Genomic DNA, 26,112 nt, shown 5'->3' on the forward strand with positions numbered 1-26,112 from the left:
GTATAGTTGACTATAAAGGAAGCACGTTTAAAGAGTGAGTGGTTTACTTCTATATCCACTCACTTTGAACAGACGAAGAGGCGTGCTTGATTATCTTTATCTTACTGTTTTATCCTCACTTTACATTGTAAATCCATACTTATTTTCTCCCCTTCCCTATAATCTTGCGCCAATTTGATGCACGGCCTACTTAGCACTTCACTAATATGGTGCAATTACCTTGCGATGAATTTTTAACCCCTTTGATTTTTAAAGAGATATTCTATGGCTCGAATCTTGTACTAAAGTTTGCAGTAGTAAACACATCAGCACATGCACTTTCAAAACCTCTGCGCTGTACACCACTTCCTCCTGGTTAGCACCGTTTTGATGCATGCAAAAAAGGGAAAGGGAATAATATGGAAGACGCACTCGCCGTAATTTTAGCTGGGGGGATGGGGTCTAGGCTCAGCCCACTCACCGATGATAGAACCAAGCCAGCAGTACCTTTTGGCGGAAAGTATAGAATTATAGATTTCACACTAACCAACTGTTTACACTCAGGTTTACGTAAAATCCTTGTTTTGACCCAATACAAATCTCATTCACTTCAAAAACACTTGCGAGATGGTTGGTCAATATTCAATCCAGAGCTTGGCGAGTACATTACTGCGGTTCCACCTCAAATGCGCAAAGGTGGTGCATGGTATGAAGGAACCGCTGATGCGATTTATCACAACATGTGGTTACTATCGCGCAATGACGCGAAGTATGTGGTTGTGTTATCCGGCGATCATATCTATCGAATGGACTACGCCGCGATGCTTGAAGAGCATAAAGAGAAAGGTGCTAAGCTCACCGTTGCCTGTATGGATGTTCCCGTAGAGGATGCTTCAGCATTCGGGGTAATGGGCACCGCAGAAAACGGGCTAGTTACTTCATTTATAGAAAAACCAGAATGCCCACCTACCCTTCCAGGAAGTAAAGCCAGAAGCCTCGTTTCCATGGGGATTTATATCTTTGACATGGATGTTTTAAAAGAAGCACTCGAAGACGACTCAAAACTCGATTCATCAAGCCATGACTTCGGAAAAGACATCATACCTAAGCTGATTGATACGGAATCCGTTTATGCTTATCAATTTTGTGGCAGTAAAGGGCGCGTTGATAAGGATTGCTACTGGCGCGACGTGGGTACCATTGATTCCTTCTATGAAGCGAATATGGATCTGCTAGAGCCAGTACCACCAATGAACCTATATCAATCCAATTGGGCGATTCGTACTTACGAGCCGCAGTTTCCACCAGCTCGTACCGTTTCTTCTGCTACGGGCAATGAAGGTATTTTTATTAACTCCATCATTGCTACCGGTGTCATCAACTCCGGAGGCTCAGTACAGCATTCCATCATTTCCTCTAACGTACGTATTCAAGACAGTGCAACGGTTGTCGATTCCATCATTTTTGATGACGTAGAGGTCGGTGAAGGAAGTCAGTTGGTCAACTGCATAGTTGATAAACATGTTCGCATTCCGCCACATACTCAAATTGGCATCAACAAACTAGAAGATGCGAAGCGATTTAAAATCTCAGACAAAGGTATTGTCGTCATACCCGAAAGTTATCAATTCGATTAAACGACAACCCATCGCAACAAAAAAGCGCACGATCATCATCGTGCGCTTTTGTTTAAATGCCTATTAACGTTAGGCTATAACAGTTAATCAAAAACGATTAGATGTTACATACCGTTGACCAGCTACCATCTGTGCCCGGCTCAGCCGCTGTCCACCAGTTCGCTTGGTAAACCACACCGTTGTGGATGATCTTATCACCTTGGTTAGCATGGCTTGGGTTACCAGCCCAATCCGTTTGTGGTAGCGCTGGGTATGTCACTAAACCTGTCGTATCACACGTACCTGGTTCAGTAGTACCACCATCACCCGAGCCTGCATTTAGGTCACCAATTGGCAGTTCTGGCTGTTCAAACTTGAACGCAAACTCTTTACCACCAGAAATCACTGAGTAGTTAGCCGGACCAGAGATTGGTAGGTAGTAAACCATATCAAGCTCGTAAGTACCGCCCGCTGGTAAATCTTTCCAAGCAGGTAGAGAGAACGATACGCGGTGCATTACGCCATCTAAGCCACCGATGTTGTTTGCACGAGTATGTCCAGAAGCAATGACTTTCAAACCGCCACCAGATTGATCTTTCGCATTATCAGGAGCTGATACTGGGATATCAAACTGGAATTCAGTACCACCAGGGATCGCTTGACCAGTGTTGTTCGTAAACGTGATCTTCGGATTAATTGGGTAGTTTTGGTCGCCAACCTTAAAGCCGCCAACGCTGACTGTAATGTCTACCGCTTCTGTTGGTGTTGGACCCGTCGCAACTTTATTACCGTAAGGTGTTGCAGACTTAAACTTGTCGTAGATAGCTTTGGTCATAGTGTTACCCATGTGGTACTCACCATTACCAGCTGCACAAGCTTGTTCAGTTGCATCTACTGCCGTACGATTACCATTTGCATCCAGTACGTAACAGTTGTAGTCGCCTGCCAGTTCCCAGAACATAATACCGCCGATTTCTTTATCGATAACGTAATCAGCTTTCACTTCGATAGAAGCTTTATCTTCCGTAGATAGGAACACGCTCTTCTCTGCGTTCCACAACCAAGGCGCTACAGCAACGCTATCGTAATGACGAGTATATGTACCAACAAATTTATCCGAAGGATCGTTAACTGGATCAAGACCGTACGCGGCTGCGTAAGAGCCCCAAATACCATTTTCTAGGTTCTTCGCATGCCACATTGGGTTAGAGCCAGCGCCCATTTCGTTGCCTTTAGGGTCGGTATCGTGCCACATGTTGTCGATACCAATAGCGCCGTGACCACAGTTGTTCTTCTCCCCTTCACCGGTACCTGGTTGACACTCAGCTTGGTTCGGCAGTGCTGCTCGGCCCCACAGACCATTTTCACCACCAGTAACACCTTGCCAACCACGGGTGTAGTAAGGAACACCGATGTTGATACGACCTGCTGGCATAGAACCACGGAAATAGTGGTAAGCCCAGTCTGTGTTCAAGTAACCGATACCACCGTATGCAGCAGTGCCGTATACGTTCCACTGGGCTAGCTCCGAGTCTTTACCTGTATCGAATAATGCTGCGTTGTGACCAACGTGATCATTCCAAGCCCCATGCAAGTCGTAAGACATGATGTTTACGTAGTCTAGGTACTTAGTTACATCGAAGGTTTCCATACCACGCAGTAGGTAACCTGAAGATGGTGCTGCGATAGTCAGCATATAATGAATGCCATCTTGCGCGGATGCCGCATCAAGTTTCTCACGCAATACTTTCATCAGCTCTTGGTAAGACGCCCATAGATACTGACGACGTGGTTCCATGAAGTCTTTGTCGTAAGGGTTACCAGCACCAGCCATTGATGTCGGGTATTCATAGTCGATATCCAGACCATCGAACTTGTACTGACGCATCATTTCAACGGCTGAAGTTGCGAACTTCTCGATGCCTGCATGGTTAATAGAACCGTCCGCATTCGTCGTCATGGTGTAGAAGCCACCATCAGCCACACGATTGCCGTTCGTATCGAAGTGACCGCCCGTTTCAGCCCAACCACCGATAGAGATTAACGTTTTAACATCATGTTTTTGCTTGTAAGTCGCGAGCGCACCAAAGTGACCTTTAAAGCCAAGAGCAGGATCTACCTCAACGCCAGGCCAAGTTTTACCCGTAGCAGGGTTGTTAGGGTCATTAACGTCACCAACGTTTACTTTACCATCAGAACCAATGCTCACAAACGCGTAGTTAATGTGAGTAAGTTGCTCCCAAGGAATATCTTTAACAAGGTAAGTAGATTGAGGGTCCTCACCTGCGCGCCAGCTAGTAAAGTAACCAATCACACGACGTGGGTGATCGGCGCCCATTTTCTCGCGACCTTCTTCGTCATAAATAGAACAGTAAGGGACGTCTACACCCGTTGTTTGATACAAGCCATCAGGGCGACAGTTAGATGTCACCGCGCCACCGTTTACCGTTAACGTCGCAAGTGCAGAATCTGCAGTTGCTCCGGCATCATCGGTTGCTCTCGCATAAACACTTAGCGAACCAGCTTGTGAAGGCATTACATCAAGCGTGTATGGTGCAGTTGTTGCGGTGCCAGCAAGGACGCCCGCCACATAGAAATCAACTTTAGCAACGGTGCCATCCGCATCTGCGGCATTCGCAGTCAGTGTGACGGAGCCACCCAAGTCAATAGAAGTCGCAGAAAGCGCAACATCCACTGTCGGCGCTTCGTTACCTGGTTGTGCTGGTGCCACAGTTAACGTCACAGCACTTGCTGTGCTCACTGCACCTGCATCATCATACGCCTTAGTAGAGAATTCGTGCTGGCCTTCAGTCGCTGTCCATGACGCAGCATAAGGCGCAGACGTTGCCTGACCAACTAATACGCCATCAACAAAGAATTCTACTTTGCTAACAGTACCATCGGTATCAGCTGCATCTGCAGCTAGGTTAACAACATCCCCCGCAGTCACAGAAGCCGACGCAGAAGGCGATGTCAGAGTAACAGTCGGGACTTCATTCTGAGGTGGATCAACCGGCCCAGTGCCATCACATGCGCCAAGTGTTTCCCACTCGCCCCACTCACCAGATTGCGCTGGGTTACTGTTTTGCGTCCAGTAACGTGCTTTGTAAGCATTACCTTCATGTTGAACTTGGTCACCACCGTTATAAACTTTTGATGATTGCCAAGTTTCTAGAGGGGCACAGTCAACCGCTGCGTAGCTATTGAAGGCCATAAGACAAGAAGCGGTGAGAGTGCTTAGTGTGAACACGCTTTTCACTGCGTTGCCGTTTTTAAGGTGCATAATCGCTCTTCCTTAAGTTATTGTTAAAACAATACTAAATGCGCTAAACAAAGCGCACTTATACTTTTATTTCGACGTAAAATAACTTAAGTACAAGTTGGTGATTTCACACTATCTATTTACGAGTTTTCCACACCGCCTCGCAACAATCCACTAAATGCTTGCAACAACGTACCTATTATTTGGCACCAGTAACTAATTTTATAAATCAAATAAATATGTCACTCGCAAATTAATAAAAAAGGCAAAAAAAGTCGTTATTTTGAAATAAAGATCACTAAGCCTTTGTTGACCTTGGCGTTTCATTAAAATGTCGCTTGTACTCGCGACTAAACTGTGATGGGCTCGTGTACCCGACCAGTCTCGCGGCATCATTAACACGTCGCCCCTCCAACTGGATTAACTCGCGCGCTTTATTAAGTCGAACTTTCTTAATGTATTGCAACGGAGATTCAAGCGTGACATTGCGAAAAGCTTGATGGAAAGCAGACACACTCATATTGGCTTCTTCTGCCAATGTTTGTACGCTCAACTGTTCATGGTACGCTTGATGAACACGATTCAGTGCTTTAGCGACCCTCGCGTAAGAGCCTTCTTGGTGTGCTAAGTCAAATAAAACATACCCTTCTTTGCTTACCAAAGTGCGATAAACAATTTCCTCAAGAAGTAGATCACCGAGCATGACAACATCCAGCTCATTACACAACGCGCTCATTAGTCGCTTGCATGCATCCAGCATACCTTCGCTCATGTGTACCGATTTAAGGCCGCAACGGGTAGTGTCTAGGCACTTATTACTGAATTTCTCAGCCTCAAGTTTTTTAACGAGCTTATGAAGAAGCGTTGGCGAAATATCTATCGAGATGCCAAGTAAAGGCTCATTGTTTGTCGCAAACGCTTCGCACTCCAGGGGCATGGGAACTCCTACGACAAGGTAATCATCGGGCCCATATTGGACAGGTGTATCACCGATATGAATGTTCTTATGTCCTTGCCCTAAAACAATAATTCCAGACTGATAGACAAACGGCTGGCGATGATTTCCTTTGCTACTGCGATAAAACCATACGCCATCTATTGCGGTTTTCTTCATACCTTCTAAGTCATGCAGTCCCTGCTTTTCAACATATTGCTGCATGATATCTGCGAGAGTGTGCATTAGAGCGCTCCATCAATGACTAACGAGTTTGGTCTCTATTATTATTGTGAGCACTATACTTCCTCTCAACTTTAACTTTCTAGTATAAGAGCATTAATTTTGTAGAAATAGGCAAATTATTTGCAGAAATCGACCTGTTAACGAACATTAATCAGGACTAATATGCACGTATTCAATCTCCTTTACTGGAAGCAAGAGGGCTAATAATGAACTTTTCTTATGTAAACCCAACCAAGATTTTCTTTGGTCAAAAACAAATCGCTGCAATCAAACAAGCTATCCCATCCGACCAAAAAGTTTTAGTGGTATACGGCGGTGGCTCAATTAAAAAAAATGGCGTGTACGACCAAGTCTCAGAAGCACTAGAGGGACATGAATGGCTAGAGTTTTCTGGTGTTGAACCAAACCCAACCAAAGAAACGCTCGATAAAGCGGTTGCAATGGTAAAAGAACATGGTGTTGACTTTATTCTTGCTGTTGGCGGTGGTTCAGTCATTGATGGCTCTAAATACGTAGCAGCAGCATCTAAGTATGATGGTGATGGCTGGGATATCATGATTGGTAAACACCAAGTCACTGAAGCGACGCCTCTAGCTGCAATTTTGACACTGCCAGCAACAGGCTCAGAGTCAAACATGGGCGCAGTTATCACTAAAAAAGAAACTCAAGACAAACTTCCGTTCATGTCTCCAGCAGTACAGCCTAAATTTGCTGTGTTAGACCCGGATGTAATGAAAACACTTCCAGAACGCCAGCTTATCAACGGCATTGTTGACGCATGGGTGCACGTATGTGAGCAATACTTGACGCTTCCTACCGGCGCAATGGTTCAAGATGGCTATGCAGAAACACTGCTGAAAACCTTAAAAACACTCGGAGAACAGTTTGCCGAGCGAGACGACGATATGTGGCGCGCAAACTTAATGTGGTCTGCTAACCAAGCATTGAACGGGTTAATTGGTAGTGGCGTTCCACAAGACTGGGCGACACATATGATCGGCCATGAATTTACGGCTCTATGGGGCGTCGATCATGCACGTTCTCTTGCAATCGTCCAACCATCGCTACTTCGCAACCAAATGCAATTTAAACGTCCTAAACTAGAGCAAATGGGTCGCAACGTATTTGGACTTGAAGCTGGAGACGATCTTGCTGAACGTACCATCGAAGCGATCGAAGCGTTTTATCATCAACTTGATGTCGCAACTAAGCTAGAAAACTATGGTGAAAGTCGTGAACAAGCGATCGATGCCATCATCGAACAACTCAATAAACACGGAATGACCGTTCTCGGTGAAAACCAGGCGATTACTCTTGAACGTAGTCGTGAAATTTTAGAACTCGCTGTTGCCTAACAGCAAAAACAGTTCACTGCCCTTTCTAGGGTTTAACGGTATTGTGACTTAACGGTCACAATACCGTTTTTTTATGCTATTTTGTAAGCTTCATCACGTTCAAGTTCGGGAACTCCTCAAAATAACGATTAATCCCTACAAACTCATTGATCGTGTAGGTCAGTAAAGAGACAACTGTCCAGCTTTACACAAACAAAAATAAAATTGAATTCAAAGGTCTAACTTACTCATTTAATGGACCTTTTATTTGTTGTAGTTATCCACTACATTAGCTTGTCTGTTCGAGAATCCATTTTATGTGGCTAGTTGTTGTCGTATTAGCATTCATACATATCATCAGTATCCGTAAAGGTCCTAAGTGGGTCTTCTACGTATCCAAACCATTACCAGTGCTCTGTATGTTAGGAATTTTAATCCAGTCTCCTGCCTATCATATGCCATATACGCATTGGATTTTGATTGGCTTATCGCTCTCGTTGCTTGGTGATCTACTATTAATGCTCCCTAGAGATAAGTTTATTACCGGATTAGTGCTCTTCTGCTCTGCCCATCTTTCCTATAGCTACGGTTTTACCATCATGTCCGCTTGGCATTTTACGCCTTGGCTCCCTATTGCTTTATTTGGACTCGGTGTATGTTTCTATTGGTTGTTTCGACCGGACCTTGGTCAAGAAAAGCTCCCGGTTGCCAGTTACATATTGGTATTGATGACCATGTGTTGGGCTGCTATCGAGTATTATTTGAGTGGAAAAACACAATCGTCCTCGTTTGCAGTGCTCGGAAGCTTTATCTTCATCGTTTCTGGTACCGTCTTAGCTTTTGAACGCTTCGGGGGACGATCCGTATTTTCGCGACAAGTCGTCATGGTGACCTACTATTCCGCACAAACATTGATGGTGATGTCCGTTGTTGCCATCGTTGTTCGTTATCCGTATCTCAGTTGAACTGAATTATTAGTAATAGCCTCTGTGCCTAATTCTTAAAACATTACTTTATCAAGCACTAAAGTGAGCAGGTTCTTAATCTTAGAACCTGAATATAAGCTTGTTCTTAATGAAATAATGCGCACAACTTGCTATTGTAGAAGGATATTTTTCCTTTATAGCGTGCCCCTTTGAAAGAGAACACTCCCGTCGTTGAATTTAGCAACGTAAACAAGTGGTATGGCGATTACCACGCTCTAAAAGATATCAACTTCTCCGTGCATTCTGGCGAGATCGTCGTTGTGTGTGGCCCTTCTGGTTCAGGAAAATCAACGCTCATTCGTTGCATCAACCATCTTGAATCGATTCAAGAAGGCCAACTTCATGTGTTTGACCAACCTTCTCACGCAAAATCTCTCAAGCCCGGTAAAATCGGCATGGTGTTCCAGCACTTCCACCTTTTTCCTCATTTGACTGTACTGGAAAACCTCACCTTAGCGCCGATTCGCACACTCAAATTGTCAAAACAAGAAGCTGAAAAACGCGCACGACATTACCTCAAGCGAGTCAATATTGAAGAGCAAGCGAGTAAGTATCCTATCCAGCTTTCTGGCGGTCAGCAGCAACGCGTCGCGATTGCCCGCTCCTTATGTATGGAACCGGACTTACTCCTCTTTGACGAACCAACTTCAGCACTTGATCCGGAAATGATCAATGAAGTGTTGGATGTCATGGTTGAGCTGGCACAAAGCGGAATGACGATGATTTGCGTCACGCACGAAATGGGATTTGCCAAAAAAGTAGCGAACCGCGTGGTATTTATGGATGAAGGCCAAATCCTGGAAATGAACTCACCGATCGCCTTATTTGAGACGCCACAGCATCCACGAACCCAAGCATTTTTGAACCAAATTTTAAGTTACTGATGATAGTTCGCGTAATCAAACCCGTCCTTCAAGCTTTACTGCAAATGATGCTCCTCTTCATCGCGATTGTGTGGGTGTTGGACTCTGGTGCCGATGCTATGGGCTATCAATGGCAATGGGAACGCGTACCTGATTACATCGCTTTTTATGAAGATGGCGAATGGTGGCCCGCAGAACTTATCGATGGGCTATTGGTCACACTTAACATATCGGCCATTAGTCTATTCTTCACCTTAGTGTTGGGGTTGGTCACCGCGTTACTAAGGCTTAGCGATTCGAAAGTCGGCAATGTTATTGGGACCACTTATGTCGAGGTAATACGTAACACGCCGTTGTTGGTGCAAATCTATTTGCTCTACTTCGTGTTTGGCCCCGTGATTGGTTTGGACCGATTCAGCACCGCCGTTTTGGCTTTGTCCCTTTTCCAAGGCGCTTACACTGCAGAAATATTCCGCGCAGGTTTAAACAGTATTCCTAAAGGGCAATTCGAAGCAGCACAAACACTCGGTTTATCAACGTTTTACACTTACAAAGACGTGATTTTGCCTCAGGTTTTACAGCGCACATTACCGCCATTGACCAATGAAGTGGTTTCTTTGATCAAAAACTCTTCCATTGTAAGTGTGATGGCGATTTTTGATTTAACAACACAGGCACGCAACATCGTCTCTGAGACGGCGATGCCGTTTGAAATTTGGTTTACCGTGGCAGCAATTTATCTTGCTCTCACTCTATCACTTTCTGGCTTGTCTGCATGGCTAGAACACAAACTCGGAGCCAGTTGGCGCAAATTATAAGGAGATAACATGAAGTTATTCAAAGCGACCATTACTGCATTATTAGGGCTAGCCATCGCTATGCCTACAATCGCGAAAGAAGACGTTGCCACTCCCAATGTAGATCAAATCAAAGAACGAGGCACTTTGCGCGTTGGTATGTCAACATTTGTACCTTGGGCAATGCGCAACAAGCAAGGTGAGTTAATCGGTTTTGAAATCGATGTGGCCAAACGCTTAGCACAAGATTCAGGTTTGAAAGTGGAATTTGTACCGACTGCATGGGATGGCATTATTCCCGCACTACTGGCGAAAAAGTTCGACGTGATTATCGGTGGCATGTCGGTCACGCCCGAGCGTTCCAAAAGCGTGTTGTTTACTGAACCCTATTCACACTCAGGTGTTCAAGTAGCAGCAAATAAAAAACTGGCTTCTGGTTTTAGCGAGTTTTCGGACTTTGACTCACGACGCGTAAAAATAGCGGCCCGTCGCGGCGCATTCACCGTTCAAGTCGCCAGAGAAACCTTCCCGAAAGCGAAGATTCTGCAATTTGATGATGACGCTCAAGCGTTCCAAGAGGTGCTGAATGGTAACGCCCATGCGGTCATTGCTTCTAGCCCAAAACCAGAGCATGAGACAGTGAAACACAGCGACAAACTATTCCTTCCATTCTCTGAGCGATTATCAAAAGGTAACGAAGCCTTTGCAGTTCGTTTGGGGGAAGAAGATAAAAAAGCCTTTTTCAATAAATGGATTGAAGAAAGAACCCAAGATGGATGGTTAAAACAGCGTTATGAATACTGGTTCTCGACATTAGACTGGCAAGATCAAGTCGCGCGAGGCCAGTAATCTAAATGGCTCGTGGTCTTCGCGAGCCTATACTTTCCAATCATCCATTTTACTTTTTCATCATCTATCGGAGTCAAATTTTTGGGCGAACAAACCACCACTCGCACAGTACCCACTAATTCCAACACAGGTTCCTTTCTATCGCGGTTAAACACGCTAGATTGGGTACTGCTTATTATCTGTGGTATTGGTGGCGTTTGGCTGTACCATCGCTCCACTGTTGGTGTACATTATTTGTGGCAGTGGAAAGAGGCGTTTGAACTACTTTTTACGCCCAGAGCCGATGGTGGTTTGCCCTACTTCTTCCAAGGTTTGATTTCGACGTTAAGGCTCAGTATTTGGGGCATCAGCTTCGCGTTAGTGCTTGGCACGTTGCTAGGCTTAGCACGCTTCTCTCGCTCCGTTTGGTTGCGCACACCTGCAAACACATTTATCCAGTTGGTAAGAAACATCCCACCGTTGGTTTTTGTTTTTATTTTCTACTTTTTCATTTCTAACCAGTTGATCCCGTTACTCGGTTTAGAAGATATTCTACGAAACTATAACGGCGAACCAAATGCGCTACAGAGCTTTCTTTTTGGGCCTTATAACCTTTGGGAAAATCTTGCCTCTGGCGTGTTATGCGTCGGCCTACTCTCTTCTGCCTACGTTGCAGAAGTGGTGCGTGCAGGTTTACAAAGTATCGACCAAGGACAGTGGGAAGCGGCAGATTCATTGGGCTTGTCTCGGTGGGTGAAATACCGATTCGTTATCGCGCCACAGGTGCTTAAAGCAATAACACCTGCACTTGCCGGTCAAACTATCTCTTTGGTGAAAGACACCTCTATCGTTTCGCTAATTTCTATACAAGAAATGACTTTCGTTGGGACAGAGATGGCAAACTCATCAGGATATATCTTTGAAATTTGGCTGATTGTCGGCCTTGCTTACTTTTTGATTTGTTTCGGGTTGTCACTTATTTTTCGCTACATTGAAGAAAAATCGGAATCCATTTCAAATTAACTCAACCGTATATGTAATTAGACACATTTGAATCTTCAAATCAGAATTGCATCCTGTTACATTGAAAAGATGCTAAATTTTCGGCGTTTTTCATGGAGTTAAAGAATCAATCGGACTACGAGCGATACATTAAGCAAGATAATCTTGGTGAATATTACGTAGTTCTCAATCAATTCACTTTTCACAGTGTTTATCAGCCGATTTTTGATAAGCACCAGCGTATTATTGGAATGGAAGCTCTACTGCGAATTCGTGGCATTGATGGTTCGTTAATTCGTCCTGATGTATTTCTGGCCAACAATGGCCTCGATCCCTACTTTCGATTGTGTGTTGAGTTTTTATCCAGAGCAATGCACATTCGAAATTTTGCACGCTGTTTCGCAGGAACGCCTATCAAACTGTTTCTCAATGTCATGCCTCAAACCCTACTCACCCTAACCAAAGACATGGGCTTTAAAGACAACGGCCTGCTTTACAAGCGCCTTTCCGACCTTGGTATGAGCCCATCAGACGTGGTGTTTGAAGTAGTCGAAGAGTCATGCGGTGATACTGATTTACTGATCAAAGCCGTACAGTTAATGAGAGCGAATGGCTTTATCTTTGCTATCGATGATTTTGGCGCTCAACATTCTGATATCGCACGTGTTCAGCAGCTCTGCCCTGACATCATAAAAATCGATCGCTCCTATCTACTTGATTACTGCGCCGGAGAAACCTTTTCCATACATAGCGCCGTTGAGCTCGCGGCTCATATGGGAGCAAAAGTGATCATAGAAGGGGTAGAAGAAGACGTGCAGCTGCAAGCGATGTATCAACTTGATTTGGATTATTACCAAGGCTTTTACTTAGGTAAGCCTTGCGCCATTCATCACTGGACCGATAGCCTAAACATTGAGACGACAGTGCATTGACACTGCCCCCTTACGATACAGTAAAACCAAAAAAGCGCCGATATATACTCGGCGCTTTTTGGTTTTGCTTGGCGATGATCTGCCTAGCTAGGTATTCATCTGCTTAGAAAAAGTCAATAGAGTTACGTCCGCTCTTCGGATCACGAGTCGCTTGCGGCTTTTCAGCTTTCTTACCTTTCTTCGCCGATTGCGACAGCGCGTTTTGTTGTACTTTGCGCTCTTTATGTGCTGCTTTTCGGCCTGTTGACTTAGGTCCAGAGCCTTTAGCTGACTTGCTTTGGCGAGATTTTTCTTTACGTGCAGATTGCGCTTCTTTCTTCGCTTTCTTTTCCGCTTTTTGCTCTGCCGTTTCAGGTTCGGTTACTGGCGCATCGCAAACCACAACATAATATTCCTGGTTAAACTCAAAAAAGTCGCCATCATACATCTTGCGGCGCTTACGTGTTTCTAGCTCACCATTCACCGCGACGTAACCTTCTTCGATGATATGCTTTGCTTCGCCGCCACCGCTGACCAAGTTCGCGATTTTAAAAAGCTTGTACAGTTCGATCGGATGCGCATCAACGTCGATGCCAATCGCTTCGATCTCAATCTCTTCGCCTTCTAAATACTCTTCGTGGTCGTAATCTTGGGTCATGTTACTTACTCTTACTATTTGATGCCCTGAAGTTTAAACGCAATGCTTAAAAATAGAAACCTCTGCCGATGCTCAATCACCGATTAGCCTTGGCATTTGAGCACCTCTTAACCCATTTAACTTGCTGCTCGTTAGCTTGTATATCGAGGCTTGGCTCAAACGAAGCTGCAATTACGCAGTCTGAAGGTATATACTCTTCAAGTTATTGTTGAAAAGAGCGAATACTTTGTCTCAACCAAGCAGAATTACCTTTGTCACGGCTAACTTGTTTAATTTTGTCGCACCTCCTGATGCCTACTATGATTTCGAAAACATCTACTCGTTAGAGCAATGGCAAGACAAACTTGCTTGGACGCAACGCCAAATTGAAAAACTCGAAGCTGACGTGATTGGCTTACAAGAGGTGTTCAGTATTGAGCAAACTCGCGCATTCTTTTCAACCTTCGGCTACCCCTACTTTGCGACCGTTGACACCCCACATGTAGAGGATGAGTACATTTACTCAAGCCCTGTTGTGGCAATCGCATCTCGATTTCCAATCGAAAAAGTACAAGCGGTAGAATTTGACTTAGCAACGCTTGAGCCTTTTGGAGTGAATGTTGCTCCAGAGTTCAGTCGCAAACCTATCTATGCGCAAGTGATACATCCTGTACTCGGCCATATCGCCGTTTACGTAACGCACTTAAAATCTCAACGCCCAGCCGACTCAGAACAACCAGAAACGTCTAGCACGATTATTGGGCGCTGGTTATCCACCCAGCAAAGAGGTTGGGAAGCTGCGATGTTAAGAGACGCGATGCAAAAAAGGTATAGAAAGGAGCCAATGCCAACGGTGTTAATGGGTGATATGAATCAACCTATCACTCCAACCAGTGTTAATAGCGCATTGGTAGCCAATACTGGTGACAGCGTCACTGAGTTGCAACTCAAAGATGGATGGTCATTACAAAGTGACGCTCTGAAGGATGAACGCCCCGCTACGCATTATCATTTTTCCACTGGGAATGTGCTCGACTATATCTTGCTCTCTCAAGAGTTTGACACCTTATCAGATATATCGGTTGCCGAGGTTGTTGATTATCAGGTGTCTAACCAACATCTGATCAACCCGATTTATGACAGAGATAAAAACGCCAGCGACCACGCATTTGTGGCGCTGACGGCTGAAGTAAAGCTTTGAGTAACCTGTTTAGTGACGTTTAACAATTTTACGTGGAATCAACTCAACACCCGGTTTATAACGTTTGGCGGAAGCGTTGAGCGCTAACTCCATTGCGCTGTCCGCGATCAACTCAAATTGTTGAGGTAAAGAGTTGATTTTCACTGGCAAGAAGTCCAGCAGTCGATTATCACCAAACGTCGCTAGGCGAACTTTGCTCATGAGTTCTGGCTTTTCGAGCATCACATCCAACACACCTTCTAACAGTGTGTATGACGTTGTGACAATGGCATCTGGCAGCTCGTTCTCTGCTAGCCATCTCTCTAAGACTTTCTTACCTTCTTCTCGGGAGAAGTGCTGCCCATAACCCACTGTTGCCGTTTTGCCACCTTGTTGAGAAGCGGATCGAAAACCGAGCTCACGCTCTTTTGAAACTTGAAGATCTTGCAATGCGCCGATTAAGCCAATGGACTTTATATCCTCGGACAGTACTGACTGAGTGAGTTCAAGTGCGGCGTCAAAATCTTCGCTGATGACACAACAAAAGTGCTCATCATCCATTGGGCGGTCTAGCGCGATAACTGGCGTACCAGAATTTTGCAACTTAAGATAATACTCGTTTGCAGTGGGCATACCACTTGCCAAAAACAACGCATCAATGCGACGACTGACTAACGCTTCCGCCACCTTTTGCTCTGTATCAGGATCATCATCAGAGCAGCCAATTAAAATTTGGTACCCTGCTTTACGCGAGTTTTGTTCAATCAGTTTTGCAAGACGCGCATAACTGGTGTTTTCTAAGTCTGGGATGATAAGCCCAAATGAGCGTGAATTACCTGCTCGCAAAGAAGACGCCGCATGATCTGGCTTATAATTGTATTCTTCTACAACGGCCATCACTTTCTTCTGAGTCTTCTCGCTGATGCGGTATTTCTGCGCTTTTCCGTTAATCACATAGCTTGCAGTTGTCTTAGAAACGCCTGCTAATTTGGCTATTTCATCCAGTGTCATATTCTAAACCTTATTCTGTGCGCGCGATCATATTAATACATCAGCGATCTTTCGATAAGTTGAATTATAAGCTGAACCGATTCAGTATAAAAGCTGAAAGGATTCAGCAAAACTTAAAAATTGACGTAAATCACCTGAATACACAACAAACCAATTTGTAGGCTAGGCTATAGGACAGCGCCAAAGACTCATTTGTTAACGTCAGTTTTTAAAATAGTTTTTCTGAGTCTTTTAAAAAATTTACCAATAAGCTGAATCGATTTAGCTTGAAAAATAGAATGGTTTGAGGAGTGATAAGCGCTCAGCAGAAGCAGCGTTCAACTTCTCACACAGAATACATTTTTAAATTGATACCTTAAGGCTGGAGAAGCACCATGCTTAAGCTAAATAAGAACGACATTACCCTCTCGCAATCAGCGACAGATAAGTTTGCAGCAATCAAGAATATTGCGCAAAGCCTGACAGACAAAGGCTTTGTTGAACAAGGTTATGTGGAAGGCATGCTAAACCGTGAAAACCAAAACTCTACGTTTTTGGGGAACGGTATTGCCATCCCGCACGGCACGACTGACACTCGCTCAATGGTGAAAACAACGGGTGTTGCTGTGCACCACTTTCCACAAGGTGTCGACTGGGGTGATGGTAACACGGTATTCGTCGCTATCGGCATTGCAGCTAAATCTGATGAGCACCTTGGCATTCTTAAACAGCTAACGAAAGTGCTAGGCGCTGACGGCGTAGAAGAACGCCTACGTAATGCAAAAAATGAAGACGAGATTATTGCCCTGCTCCACGGTGATGTTCAGCTTGAAGCAGACTTTGACGCTTCTTTAATTCAACTTATGTTCCCTGCGAGCGATATGCTACAAATGAGTGCTGTTGCTGGTGGTCTTTTGAAAAACACGGGCTGTGCTGATAACGAGTTCGTCGCAGATCTCGTTACCAAAACACCAACTCACTTAGGTAATGGCCTTTGGTTAATTGGCAGTGACAAACATGTAACTCGCACAGGCGTGTCATTTGTCTCGACGGCAAACGACTGCGAATATGAAGGTCAAAAAGTGCGTGCACTTGTCGCGTTTGCGGCATGTAACAATGCTCACCAGCCTATCCTAAAAACGCTTTCTCATATTGTGTTTAACAATGAGCACGGCAAGCTTTTAGATGCATCAGTAGAACAGATTCTTGCTTTGTTTAAAGGTGAAGAAGTCACAGCCGCATCTTCAGAAGAAGGCAATACCGCTGTATTTAAAATCAAAAACTCTCATGGTTTACATGCTCGTCCGGGTGCAATGTTAGTGGCGGAAGCGAAAAAATTTGAATCCACCATTCGCGTTGCCAACCTAGACGGTGATGGCAAAACAGTAAACGCGAAGAGCCTAATGAAAGTCATTGCGCTTGGCGTTAAGCACGGTCATCAACTTCAATTTACTGCGGAAGGCCCTGATGCACCGCAAGCCTTGGAGTCTATCGGGAATGCTATCGCTTCTGGCCTTGGTGAAGGTTAAGGAGCCGATATGACGAACAAAACAAGTAAAGTTGTCACTATTACGCTCAACCCGGCATTGGATTTAACAGGTTCAGTAAATGAGCTAAACGTTGGTTCCGTGAGCCTAGTGCAGCAAAGCAATCTCCATGCTGCAGGTAAAGGTGTCAACGTAGCAAAAGTTTTGAGCGATTTAGGCGCAGATGTCACGGTTACCGGCTTTCTCGGTAAAGATAACCCAGAGCTATTTCATCAGCTTTTCAATGACATCGGCGTCAAGAATGAGTTTGTAGAAGTACAAGGTGCCACTCGTATCAACGTCAAGCTCGTTGAGGCTAATGGCAACGTTAGTGACATTAACTTCCCTGGTGTTCAAGTAACGGCTGACGAAATTGCTCGCTTTGAGGAGACGCTATTCCGTCTCGCAAAGACTCACGATTACTTTGTGCTTGCAGGTAGCTTACCTGGAGGCGTAACCGCCGAACAATGTGCTGCGTGGATAAAAGCACTACATCAACAAGGCAAAAAGGTGTTGTTCGACAGCAGTAAAACCGCATTGAAATCAGGTATTGAGGCTCACCCATGGTTGATTAAGCCTAATGATGAAGAACTTGGTGATTTTGTTGGCGAACACCTAGAAACACCAGAACAATGCCAAGCCGCCGCGCAAACACTGAGTGACAAAGGCATCGAGAACATTGTTGTGTCGATGGGCGCTGACGGTGTGATGTGGCTAAACCAAGGCAAATGGCTTCGTGCACAACCCCCTCGAATGAATGTGGTAAGCACCGTTGGCGCAGGCGATACGCTAGTTGCTGGCTTGTGTTGGGGCCACATGCAACTGATGCCGAAAAACGATTTATTGCGCTTCGCTACAGCACTTTCTGCCTTGGCAGTTAGTCAAGTCGGCGTAGGGCTAACCAGTCAGGAAGAACTGGAGAACATCAAGCAGCAAACTGAAGTTAGCGAGCTTTACCCTATTACAAACTTAGAACAAAACTAAGGAACAGAAGGTTATCGTATGAATATTGCCATTATTACTGCCTGTCCGAGCGGTGTTGCAAATAGCATCCTTGCGGCAGGGTTACTAGAACAAGCAGCCGCAAAATTAACCTGGAATGCAAAAATCGAATGTCAATCAAGTGTGGTTGAACCTACACTGCTGACGGAAGCTGACGTTGAAAAAGCAGAAGTCATTATCATTGCGGCAAATACTAGCGTGGATACTTCTCGTTTCGTAGGGAAAAAGGTTTACCAAGCGGAAATCAGCGAAGTAGCAAAAGACGCAACTACGTTTCTCCAGCAAGCGGTTGAAAACGCCACTTTACTTGAAAAAGCAACCACACTTGCAGCCCCTAGCACTGCTGAAGCAACATCAGCAGCGAAGAAAATTGTCGCAATCACCGCTTGTCCTACTGGCGTTGCGCATACCTTTATGGCAGCAGAAGCGCTAGAAGAAGAAGGCAAACGCCGTGGCCATCAAATCAAGGTGGAAACTCGTGGTTCAGTTGGTACGAAAAACCAACTGACAGATCAAGACATCGCAGACGCTGATCTAGTGATCATTGCTGCAGATATCGAAGTGCCACTTGATCGCTTCAACGGCAAAAAGATGTACCGCACGAAAACAGGCCCAGCTCTGAAGAAAACAGCCGAAGAGATGGATAAAGCATTCGAGCAAACCACGATTTACCAACACTCAGGTTCTGCAAATTCTGCTTCGGCAGCGGATGAGAAGAAAGGCGCTTACAAACACTTGATGACAGGGGTATCGCACATGCTGCCTGTGGTTGTCGCTGGTGGTTTGATCATCGCTCTATCTTTCGTGTTCGGTATTGAAGCATTTAAAGAAGAAGGCACGCTAGCAGCAGCCTTGATGAACATTGGTGGTGGCTCTGCATTCGCATTGATGATTCCTGTGCTTGCGGGTTACATCGCGTTCTCGATTGCTGACCGTCCGGGTCTGGCTCCTGGTCTTGTTGGCGGTATGCTAGCAAGTTCAACGGGTGCTGGTTTCCTAGGAGGTATCGCAGCTGGCTTCATTGCCGGTTACGCGGCGAAGCTCCTTGCGGACAAAGTAAAACTCCCACAATCGATGGAAGCGCTTAAACCAATTCTGATCATTCCATTTGTGGCAACACTGTTCACTGGCCTTGTGATGATCTACATCGTAGGTGGCCCAGTTTCAGGCATCATGAACGGCCTGACTGACTTCCTAAACAACATGGGATCTGACAGTGCAGTTCTGCTAGGTATTATTCTTGGTGCGATGATGTGTTTCGACCTAGGTGGCCCAGTAAACAAAGCCGCTTACGCATTTGGCGTCGGTCTATTGGCTTCGCAAACTTACGCGCCAATGGCAGCAATCATGGCAGCAGGTATGGTTCCTGCGCTAGGTATGGGTTTAGCGACCTTCATTGCGAAGAACAAATTTGAGCAAAATGAACGTGAGGCAGGTAAAGCATCTTTTGTATTGGGCCTGTGTTTCATCTCTGAAGGCGCAATTCCATTTGCCGCCAAAGATCCAATGCGTGTGATTCCATCTTGTATGGCAGGTGGCGCGCTTACTGGTGCCCTATCTATGCTGTTCGGTGCAAAATTAATGGCACCACACGGCGGTCTGTTCGTACTGTTAATCCCTAACGCCATTTCACCAGTGTTAATGTACTTAGTGGCTATCGCAGCTGGTACAGCAGTAACTGGCTTTACTTACGCTTTCTTAAAAAGCAAAGCAGAAGCCAAACAAGAAGTCGCGGCATAAACAGAATTACTCCGCTTAACAATGCCACCCTCGAATTTGGCATTCAGCACCTCCCTTTAATTACGGTTAAGGGAGGTGTTTTTTATTCCTCAGCCGGAACGGCAACAATGTCTACTTCCCCACTGTTCATATCCACCGTCGCTTTATAAGTACTATGCGGATCACCGTAATGTTTAAAGGTGAAGTGGTATACATTGGCTGGCGTCCACAAAGCTTTCGAATCAGCGGGCATAATGTCATAGCCATCTTGCTGATAAAGCTCTGTCGCCATTACATTCGCAATTGCCGCCTGCTGGTTTGAGTCACGATCCACCTTTGGCTCCAAAGAGGGGTTACTCGGGTAAGAGTCACCGTTGTAACTCATGAGTCGATATGAGCCATTACTCCAAACGATGAAATCTTGCCAGCCATTGCTGTAACTATCGGCAAGTACAATAGGCGTGCGAGTGACAGACATTCGATTGATAACGTTCCCCTCATTATCAAACATATAAGCTGCACAACCACCGCTGCCACAGAAATAACGGTCTTGTAGCAATACAATGTGTTCTGCATTGCCATCGCTGTTTAAGTCGGCGCTACCCGATATATAACGTAGATTGTCTTGTTCGAGTGAAAGCCCTTCAGGCGCTAAAACCTTGTTATCAATCCAGTTGGAGATGACTTCAGTGCTAACGCTGTTGATTTTAGGAACGGCTTGCTTAGCCTCTTCTGTAGTCATACTGTCTGTCGTAGTACAGCCGACCAAGGTGAAAGAACCGACGAAGAAGAGTCCGTGTAATACGCGCTTGTTCATGTTATCTCGCTCTTTGATGTATCGTTCCATCAGTATACGCATGATTTGCATTGCATTCGTAAGAAAATCATTAGAATCAAGTAAATGAATGGGTTGGTGTACATTAGTAAGATCAAAAAAGCCCTGAAGAAAACCTTCAGGGCTAGGCAGGAAGCTGGCAAATAGCCAGGAGTCCCTATGCAGTGGTCGGTTTTACCCTAAACAGAATCGCAAACATCACTGGCACTACAATCAGTGTCAGTACTGTAGCAAAACCAAGACCTGCCATAATCGTTATTGCCATCGATCCAAAGAAGGCATCGAAGACGAGTGGAATCATCCCCAAGATGGTCGTCAGAGCAGCCATACTTACCGGACGAACACGACTGATCGCACTATCGACAATCGCGAGGTAAGGCTCTTTCCCTGACTCCAACTCAAGGTTAATTTGATCAAGCAACACAATACCGTTTTTCAAAATCATCCCACTTAGGCTCAGCAAACCAAGGAATGCTGTAAAGCTGAACGGCATATTCGTGGTGAGCAAACCAAAGGCAACACCAATGATCGCCAACGGCACGGTGAACCAAATGACCAACGGCTTTTTAATCGAGTTAAACAGCAAAATAGTAATGATGAACATTAACAAGTAACCCATCGGCAACGAACCAAATAGACCTTCTTGCGCATCTGTCGATGATTCATACTCACCACCCCATGTGATTTCGTAACCTTCTGGAATATGCAGTGCCATCACTTTAGGCTGCACACGTGCAAACAAGCTTGCCGCCGTGTCGTTGCTCAACACATCGTGGTCAGCGAGTACAGTTAACGTGCGCTTGCGGTCACGACGCTGAATTAGCGGCTCGCTCCAGTCCAATTTAACGCCATCAATCACTTGGTCGACCGGAATATACGTTTGCAGTGATGGGCTCCAAATGGTCACGTTTTGTAGTGATTCAAAGTCCACGCGCTCTTCTTCAGGAAGGCGCGTCATAATTGGCAAAGTGTGTGTACCATCGCGTAAGTAACCCAACGTGCTACCACCAAACGCCATTTGTAGTGTGCTTGAAAGATCTTCTTTCGAAATGCCTAAGCGGCGAGCTTTAGACTCATTGAAAACAGGCACAAGCTCCTTAGTACGCTCTCGCCAATCGTGACGAATGTTTCGGGCACCAGGGTCGGTATGAAGGATGTCTTCAACTTGCACCGCTAAATCACGTAAAACTTGTGGATCGGGACCAGCAATACGCGCTTCGATCTTAGACGCAGGTGAAGGGCCAAATTCCATCAATTTAAATTGAAATGTCGGTGCATCAAACGTCTTCGCAAGGTTAACATCTAACTTGTGCAACAAACCGAACATGCTCTCACGATCAGTGGCGCGAACTTGGAACTGGGCGTACGCTTCGTAGCTTTTCTCTGGCTGGTAAGTCAGAGCGAAACGCTGCAAACCCTGCCCAATTGAAGCAGAAACAAAGTCAATATCATCTTGCTGACGAATGTAGCTTTCGACCTCTTCAGCTTTTTTGATCGTTTCGCGGATGTCCGTACCTTCTGGCATCCACATATCAACGTAAAACATCGGCGTGTTCGATGGTGGGAAGAACTGCTGTTTTACAATACCAAATGCCACGACAGCACCCACTAATAGCGCGACCATGCCAGCAACCGTTAGCCAACGGAATCGCAGTGCGAATTTCAGCGATGCGCCAAATACAACAAACAGCCAACCTTTGTAGGGATCTTCTTCGTTAGTATCTTGGCCCTTGTCCTCTTCTTTCAACAATAGATCTGCGAGGAATGGCGTCAGCGTAATAGCGGTAATCCAGCTCAAAAATAGTGAGAAACACAGCACCCAGAATAGAGAGCCCATGAACTCACCCGTTGCATCTTGCGACAAACCGATAGGTGCAAAAGCCGTAATCGCAATGATGGTTGCGCCAAGCAAAGGCCATTGTGTTTGCTTTACAATATCGACGGCCGCTTGAACTTTGGTACGCCCTTTCTTTAGGCCAACCAATATGCCTTCCACGACAACAATCGCGTTATCAACCAGCATGCCCAGAGCAATAATTAACGCGCCAAGAGAAATACGGTGTAGCTCGATATTGTTGTAGTTCATCAAGATGAAGGTACCGAACACCGTTAATAACAGCACGACGCCAATGATGACACCACTGCGTAAGCCCATCGTAAACAGCAGAACGATGATAACGATCGCCACAGCCTCTGCTAGGCTAATCACAAACGCTTTAACGGACTCATCCACTTCATTGGCTTGGTTGTAAAAGTAGTTCATATCGATGCCAGCAGGCTTGATAGACTCAAGGCTCGCAAGCTCCGCATCCAAACGTTCGCCAACCTCAACCACGTTCACACCTGACGCAAACGAGATACCGATATTAATCGCTTTTTGACCGTTAAAGAGTACGACGTTGCTTGGCTTCTCTTGGATACCACGAGAAATCGTTGCTACGTCTTTTAGACGAATTAGGTTCCCAGTGTCACGACCATGAATGATCAAGTTTTCTAGCGCTTCTACGGTGTTTAAGGTACCACTTGGACGAATGACAAGGCTTTCGCCATTGACCATCACTTCCCCTGCTGAAACCACATTATTTTGTTGGTTCAACAAGCTCGCAACCACATTCATGTCTAAGTTCAGCGCGGCAAGGCGATCAAGTGAGATCTCAACGAATAGCATTTCTTGCTGATCGCCCGTGATATCCACCTTTCCTACGCCATCAACCAGCTCGATTTCACGAGTCAGGTAATCAGCATAGCGTTTTAGCTCGACATAATCGTAGTCATCGCCAGTGAGCATCAGCATCACGCCATAAACGTCACCGAAATCATCAATGATCTGCAAAGATTGTACGCCCTGAGGCAAAGTTGGTCGCAAGTCATTAATTTTACGGCGCATTTCATCCCAAATTTGCGGCAGTTCATCAGGACCATAGTCCATTTCCATACTGACCGTGATTTGAGACATACCATCAGAAGACGTAGAGGTAATTTTGTCTATATAAGGAAGCTTTCGAATCTCTTTTTCTAAAGGATACGTCAGCTCTTCTTCAACCTCTTTCGACGTCGCGCCAGGGTATGTTGAAATGATCATGGCATCTTTAATCGTAAATGCCGGGTCTTCTAGTCGCCCAAGCTCCAAAAACGACGTTAGACCACCAACAGCAAGGATAATAATGAACAACCAGCTGATGACTTTATTTTTTATTGAGTACTCAGCAATGTTCATTATTGTTTCTTCTCCACAACATCCACATGTTTCCCTTCACGTAATTTACGTAGGTTTGAATTAATCAGAACGTCGCCTTCCTTAACTCCCGACGACACAATGGCTCCGTTGCCATTTACTTGAGAAATCATCACAGGCATCTGAGTGACAACGTCACCCTCCTTTTTCCATACAAAGAACTCATTCTCTTCGCTGCCCGCTTGAAGCGCCGTTACTGGAATACTGTAACCATCGATGGAGGTAATCCCCGCTTTCACCATATCGACCAGAACACTGACGCTGGTTCCCGGTAGAATCTCTGCTTTTGGCTGTGGCATCGTCAAATACATTTCGTAAGTTTGAGTTTCGGAATTAGGCTCACTTGTGTGCTCTAAATAGTCCAAAGCAAATGTGTCATTAATGCCGGAGAAAGTTGCTCTAGGTTTGTAGCTCATGTTGTCTGAATTTGGGTCCACCATAGCGAGAACATTGTCGGAAAGCTCAATACGCACGTACACCAAATCGTTTTGGTATAGGTTCAAAACCGGCTCCCCAACTGCCACACGTTCAAAACGCTCTTTGAAAACGTCAGACACTTTACCGGCAAACGGGGCGAATAAACGGGTGTAGTTCAATTGATTGGTGGCGTTATAGAAATTAGCCTCTGCCAACTCTTTATTAGCCGTTAGCTCATCAAGCTCGGCTTTTGAGATCATCTGACGAGCGTGTAGGTCTTCGCCGCGTTTGAGCTGACGAATCGCCAGTGTATATTGCGCTTCTGCGTCATTTACGGCTTGCTTTTCTTTGCTGTCATCCAGCTTTGCGATCATTTGGCCTTGCTTAACAACGTCGCCCGCTTTCACCAACACGTGTTGAATTTCTCCCGCGCGACGAAATGCCATAGGTGTTTGCTCTGCTGGTACAACTATTCCTTTAAAAGCTCGATATTGGCTTTGTACCGGCGCATCCACAGAGATAGTCGATACAAAAAGCGGCTGCTCGACGACAGCTTGGTTTTCATTTTTGCAACCCGTTAAAACTGCAAGCGCAATTGCAGAGATCGTAAATAGAGATCGTTTCATTAAATGCCTCCCTCACGAACCCAAGCTTTCACGACTTGTCCTTCGACCAGTCGCTCAACGCCAGCAACAACAACGTAATCATTGTTATCAAGCCCTGCTTTCACACCTCCAGCGGCATCAAGAGACACTGTGACTTTATTAACTTGCTGTGTGTTTCTGTCCATTACCCACACTTCGCCTTGCGTCTCTTTTTTGTTTACCCAAGCGGATTGAGGCAACGTCATCGCGTCCGATAGATGTTGTTTAGCTATGTGTACCTGCCCTGTCATACCTGTTAGCAAATTGCGATCTTCTGGTCGAGTAATGGTTACGATCGCCTCATAACTGTTGGTATCGACATTTGGCTGAGTCGAAATTTCTTTAAATTTTCCAGGGATACGTTTTCCTGGCTCGCTATCCATCGTCACCCACATATCGGAGTTTTGCAGTGACTCAAGTGATACGGATTCCGCATAACTGACTGGCAGTGTGAACGACACATCTAAGGTCGTGTTATCGATAAGATTCAGGATCTCTTGCTTCTCTGCGACCACTTGAAACGGGTTGACATAGGTGTATGACACGATGCCATCAAAAGGCGCGTGAATCTTGGTATAACTCAAATCTGTTTTGGCTTGTTCGTAGTTTGCCAATGCCGCTTTATATTGAGTTTCTTTCTGGTCGTACTCATCTGTACTAATCAGCTTTTTTCCATAAAGGTTTTTCGCGCGCTCCCATTGCGTTTTTGCTAACGCGAACTGTGCTTGAGAGGCGTCTAACGCAAGCTGAAGATCTTTAGGGTCTAACGTTGCAAGCACTTCACCTTTTTTTACCTCTTGGCCCATGCGAACAAGTAATTCATCGACCTCACCACCCACCTGAAAAGAAAGCTGTGCGCGATGTGTCGCATCAATACGCGCTAAAAAGGCATGCGAGTCTTCAACTTCTAGATCTTTCACCGCCAGTAATTTTACAGGTTTGATTAAAGGTTCAGACGGCTCGGAAATGGCTTTGTTACACCCAGTTAGCATGCCAGAGAGACTTAATGTCACCACAGCACCAACTAAAGTGCGCTTTAAATATTGTTTTCGCACCCGCTTTCTCCGTAGGTTTTATATATTACACAGTCGTGCAGTATATGCAGAATTTGAAATTGATCAACATACTTTCCAGGTGGAAAGCAAATTAATTAGTCAAAGCGTCCGGTT

Annotated in this window: 20 protein-coding genes; 12 read left to right on the forward strand and 8 right to left on the reverse strand. The window is 45.3% G+C overall.

Features of this window, described 5'->3' with window-relative positions:
* The first annotated feature begins 398 nt into the window (after positions 1–398).
* Entirely contained in the window at positions 399–1,616 is a 1,218-nt protein-coding gene (gene glgC / locus FKN16_RS00270; RefSeq protein WP_170901705.1) for a glucose-1-phosphate adenylyltransferase, read from the forward strand.
* Between the two features lie 97 nt (positions 1,617–1,713).
* Here glgC and FKN16_RS00275 read toward each other — a convergent pair whose 3' ends face one another.
* Entirely contained in the window at positions 1,714–4,878 is a 3,165-nt protein-coding gene (locus tag FKN16_RS00275) for a glycosyl hydrolase family 18 protein (RefSeq protein WP_065646272.1), read from the reverse strand.
* A 277-nt stretch (positions 4,879–5,155) separates the two neighbouring features.
* Positions 5,156–6,037, reverse strand: coding sequence for an AraC family transcriptional regulator (locus tag FKN16_RS00280; RefSeq protein WP_164665609.1), 882 nt, complete (start codon positions 6,035–6,037; stop codon positions 5,156–5,158).
* A 206-nt stretch (positions 6,038–6,243) separates the two neighbouring features.
* Between FKN16_RS00280 and FKN16_RS00285 the strand changes: the two genes are divergently transcribed.
* The 7 genes from FKN16_RS00285 (at position 6,244) to FKN16_RS00315 (ending at position 12,779) form a co-directional block, all read left to right on the forward strand.
* Positions 6,244–7,392, forward strand: coding sequence for an iron-containing alcohol dehydrogenase (locus FKN16_RS00285; RefSeq protein WP_170901706.1), 1,149 nt, complete (start codon positions 6,244–6,246; stop codon positions 7,390–7,392).
* 296 nt (positions 7,393–7,688) lie between these two features.
* Entirely contained in the window at positions 7,689–8,336 is a 648-nt protein-coding gene (locus tag FKN16_RS00290; protein ID WP_048625012.1) for a lysoplasmalogenase, read from the forward strand.
* Positions 8,337–8,506: 170 nt separating this feature from the next.
* A complete protein-coding gene (locus FKN16_RS00295; RefSeq protein ID WP_025791161.1) occupies positions 8,507–9,241 on the forward strand; it encodes an amino acid ABC transporter ATP-binding protein in 735 nt (244 codons plus the stop codon).
* The gene (locus FKN16_RS00300) at positions 9,241–10,038 is read left to right on the forward strand and encodes an amino acid ABC transporter permease (protein WP_025621657.1); all 798 of its coding nucleotides are present in this window, start codon (positions 9,241–9,243) and stop codon (positions 10,036–10,038) included. The genes FKN16_RS00295 and FKN16_RS00300 overlap by 1 nt, the downstream gene beginning before the upstream one ends.
* Positions 10,039–10,047: 9 nt before the next feature.
* Positions 10,048–10,866, forward strand: a complete 819-nt coding sequence (locus FKN16_RS00305) for a transporter substrate-binding domain-containing protein (protein WP_170901707.1) — start codon at positions 10,048–10,050, stop codon at positions 10,864–10,866.
* 81 nt (positions 10,867–10,947) lie between these two features.
* A complete protein-coding gene (locus FKN16_RS00310; protein ID WP_170901708.1) occupies positions 10,948–11,868 on the forward strand; it encodes an amino acid ABC transporter permease in 921 nt (306 codons plus the stop codon).
* Positions 11,869–11,960: 92 nt separating this feature from the next.
* Positions 11,961–12,779 (forward strand): EAL domain-containing protein, encoded by an 819-nt coding sequence (locus FKN16_RS00315; RefSeq protein WP_005397994.1) that lies wholly within the window; start codon positions 11,961–11,963, stop codon positions 12,777–12,779.
* 103 nt (positions 12,780–12,882) lie between these two features.
* Here FKN16_RS00315 and FKN16_RS00320 read toward each other — a convergent pair whose 3' ends face one another.
* Complete coding sequence (locus FKN16_RS00320) at positions 12,883–13,416, reverse strand: RNA-binding S4 domain-containing protein (protein WP_170901709.1); 534 nt, start codon at positions 13,414–13,416, stop codon at positions 12,883–12,885.
* A gap of 226 nt (positions 13,417–13,642) precedes the next feature.
* Here FKN16_RS00320 and FKN16_RS00325 point away from each other — a divergent pair, with 226 nt between their 5' ends.
* Positions 13,643–14,596: an endonuclease/exonuclease/phosphatase family protein gene (locus FKN16_RS00325; RefSeq protein ID WP_170901710.1), complete on the forward strand. Its 954-nt coding sequence runs from the start codon at positions 13,643–13,645 to the stop codon at positions 14,594–14,596.
* Between the two features lie 9 nt (positions 14,597–14,605).
* Here the strand turns inward: FKN16_RS00325 and cra are convergent, their stop codons facing one another.
* Positions 14,606–15,586, reverse strand: a complete 981-nt coding sequence (cra, locus tag FKN16_RS00330) for a catabolite repressor/activator (protein WP_170901711.1) — start codon at positions 15,584–15,586, stop codon at positions 14,606–14,608.
* 374 nt (positions 15,587–15,960) lie between these two features.
* Here cra and fruB point away from each other — a divergent pair, with 374 nt between their 5' ends.
* The 3 genes from fruB to fruA are packed head-to-tail and all read left to right on the forward strand — an operon-like array spanning position 15,961 to position 19,833.
* On the forward strand, positions 15,961–17,094 hold the full coding sequence (fruB, locus tag FKN16_RS00335) for a fused PTS fructose transporter subunit IIA/HPr protein (RefSeq protein ID WP_170901712.1): 1,134 nt from the start codon (positions 15,961–15,963) through the stop codon (positions 17,092–17,094).
* Between the two features lie 9 nt (positions 17,095–17,103).
* Positions 17,104–18,075, forward strand: coding sequence for a 1-phosphofructokinase (pfkB, locus tag FKN16_RS00340; protein WP_170901713.1), 972 nt, complete (start codon positions 17,104–17,106; stop codon positions 18,073–18,075).
* A gap of 18 nt (positions 18,076–18,093) precedes the next feature.
* Positions 18,094–19,833 (forward strand): PTS fructose transporter subunit IIBC, encoded by a 1,740-nt coding sequence (gene fruA, locus FKN16_RS00345; protein WP_170901714.1) that lies wholly within the window; start codon positions 18,094–18,096, stop codon positions 19,831–19,833.
* An 82-nt stretch (positions 19,834–19,915) separates the two neighbouring features.
* Here the strand turns inward: fruA and FKN16_RS00350 are convergent, their stop codons facing one another.
* The 4 genes from FKN16_RS00350 to FKN16_RS00365 all read right to left on the reverse strand — a co-directional run bounded on the left by FKN16_RS00350 (position 19,916) and on the right by FKN16_RS00365 (position 25,998).
* Positions 19,916–20,629, reverse strand: coding sequence for a hypothetical protein (locus FKN16_RS00350; protein WP_104973009.1), 714 nt, complete (start codon positions 20,627–20,629; stop codon positions 19,916–19,918).
* A 175-nt stretch (positions 20,630–20,804) separates the two neighbouring features.
* Complete coding sequence (locus FKN16_RS00355) at positions 20,805–23,864, reverse strand: efflux RND transporter permease subunit (RefSeq protein WP_170901715.1); 3,060 nt, start codon at positions 23,862–23,864, stop codon at positions 20,805–20,807.
* Complete coding sequence (locus tag FKN16_RS00360) at positions 23,864–24,925, reverse strand: efflux RND transporter periplasmic adaptor subunit (RefSeq protein WP_170901716.1); 1,062 nt, start codon at positions 24,923–24,925, stop codon at positions 23,864–23,866. Before FKN16_RS00360 ends, FKN16_RS00355 begins: the two co-directional genes overlap by 1 nt.
* Positions 24,925–25,998, reverse strand: coding sequence for an efflux RND transporter periplasmic adaptor subunit (locus FKN16_RS00365; protein ID WP_104970664.1), 1,074 nt, complete (start codon positions 25,996–25,998; stop codon positions 24,925–24,927). The genes FKN16_RS00360 and FKN16_RS00365 overlap by 1 nt, the downstream gene beginning before the upstream one ends.
* Positions 25,999–26,112: the final 114 nt, after the last annotated feature.

This window comes from Vibrio sp. 11-4(1) (genome assembly GCF_013048625.1).
In the GTDB taxonomy this organism is placed as follows: domain Bacteria; phylum Pseudomonadota; class Gammaproteobacteria; order Enterobacterales; family Vibrionaceae; genus Vibrio; species Vibrio diabolicus.

Coding starts and splice junctions, on each gene's coding strand:
- glgC (WP_170901705.1), top strand. CDS start 399: ATGGAAGACGCACTCGCCGTAATTTTAGCTGGGGGGATGGGGTCTAGG.
- FKN16_RS00275 (WP_065646272.1), bottom strand. CDS start 4,878: ATGCACCTTAAAAACGGCAACGCAGTGAAAAGCGTGTTCACACTAAGC.
- FKN16_RS00280 (WP_164665609.1), bottom strand. CDS start 6,037: ATGCACACTCTCGCAGATATCATGCAGCAATATGTTGAAAAGCAGGGA.
- FKN16_RS00285 (WP_170901706.1), top strand. CDS start 6,244: ATGAACTTTTCTTATGTAAACCCAACCAAGATTTTCTTTGGTCAAAAA.
- FKN16_RS00290 (WP_048625012.1), top strand. CDS start 7,689: ATGTGGCTAGTTGTTGTCGTATTAGCATTCATACATATCATCAGTATC.
- FKN16_RS00300 (WP_025621657.1), top strand. CDS start 9,241: ATGATAGTTCGCGTAATCAAACCCGTCCTTCAAGCTTTACTGCAAATG.
- FKN16_RS00305 (WP_170901707.1), top strand. CDS start 10,048: ATGAAGTTATTCAAAGCGACCATTACTGCATTATTAGGGCTAGCCATC.
- FKN16_RS00315 (WP_005397994.1), top strand. CDS start 11,961: ATGGAGTTAAAGAATCAATCGGACTACGAGCGATACATTAAGCAAGAT.
- FKN16_RS00320 (WP_170901709.1), bottom strand. CDS start 13,416: ATGACCCAAGATTACGACCACGAAGAGTATTTAGAAGGCGAAGAGATT.
- cra (WP_170901711.1), bottom strand. CDS start 15,586: ATGACACTGGATGAAATAGCCAAATTAGCAGGCGTTTCTAAGACAACT.
- fruB (WP_170901712.1), top strand. CDS start 15,961: ATGCTTAAGCTAAATAAGAACGACATTACCCTCTCGCAATCAGCGACA.
- pfkB (WP_170901713.1), top strand. CDS start 17,104: ATGACGAACAAAACAAGTAAAGTTGTCACTATTACGCTCAACCCGGCA.
- fruA (WP_170901714.1), top strand. CDS start 18,094: ATGAATATTGCCATTATTACTGCCTGTCCGAGCGGTGTTGCAAATAGC.
- FKN16_RS00350 (WP_104973009.1), bottom strand. CDS start 20,629: ATGAACAAGCGCGTATTACACGGACTCTTCTTCGTCGGTTCTTTCACC.
- FKN16_RS00355 (WP_170901715.1), bottom strand. CDS start 23,864: ATGAACATTGCTGAGTACTCAATAAAAAATAAAGTCATCAGCTGGTTG.
- FKN16_RS00360 (WP_170901716.1), bottom strand. CDS start 24,925: ATGAAACGATCTCTATTTACGATCTCTGCAATTGCGCTTGCAGTTTTA.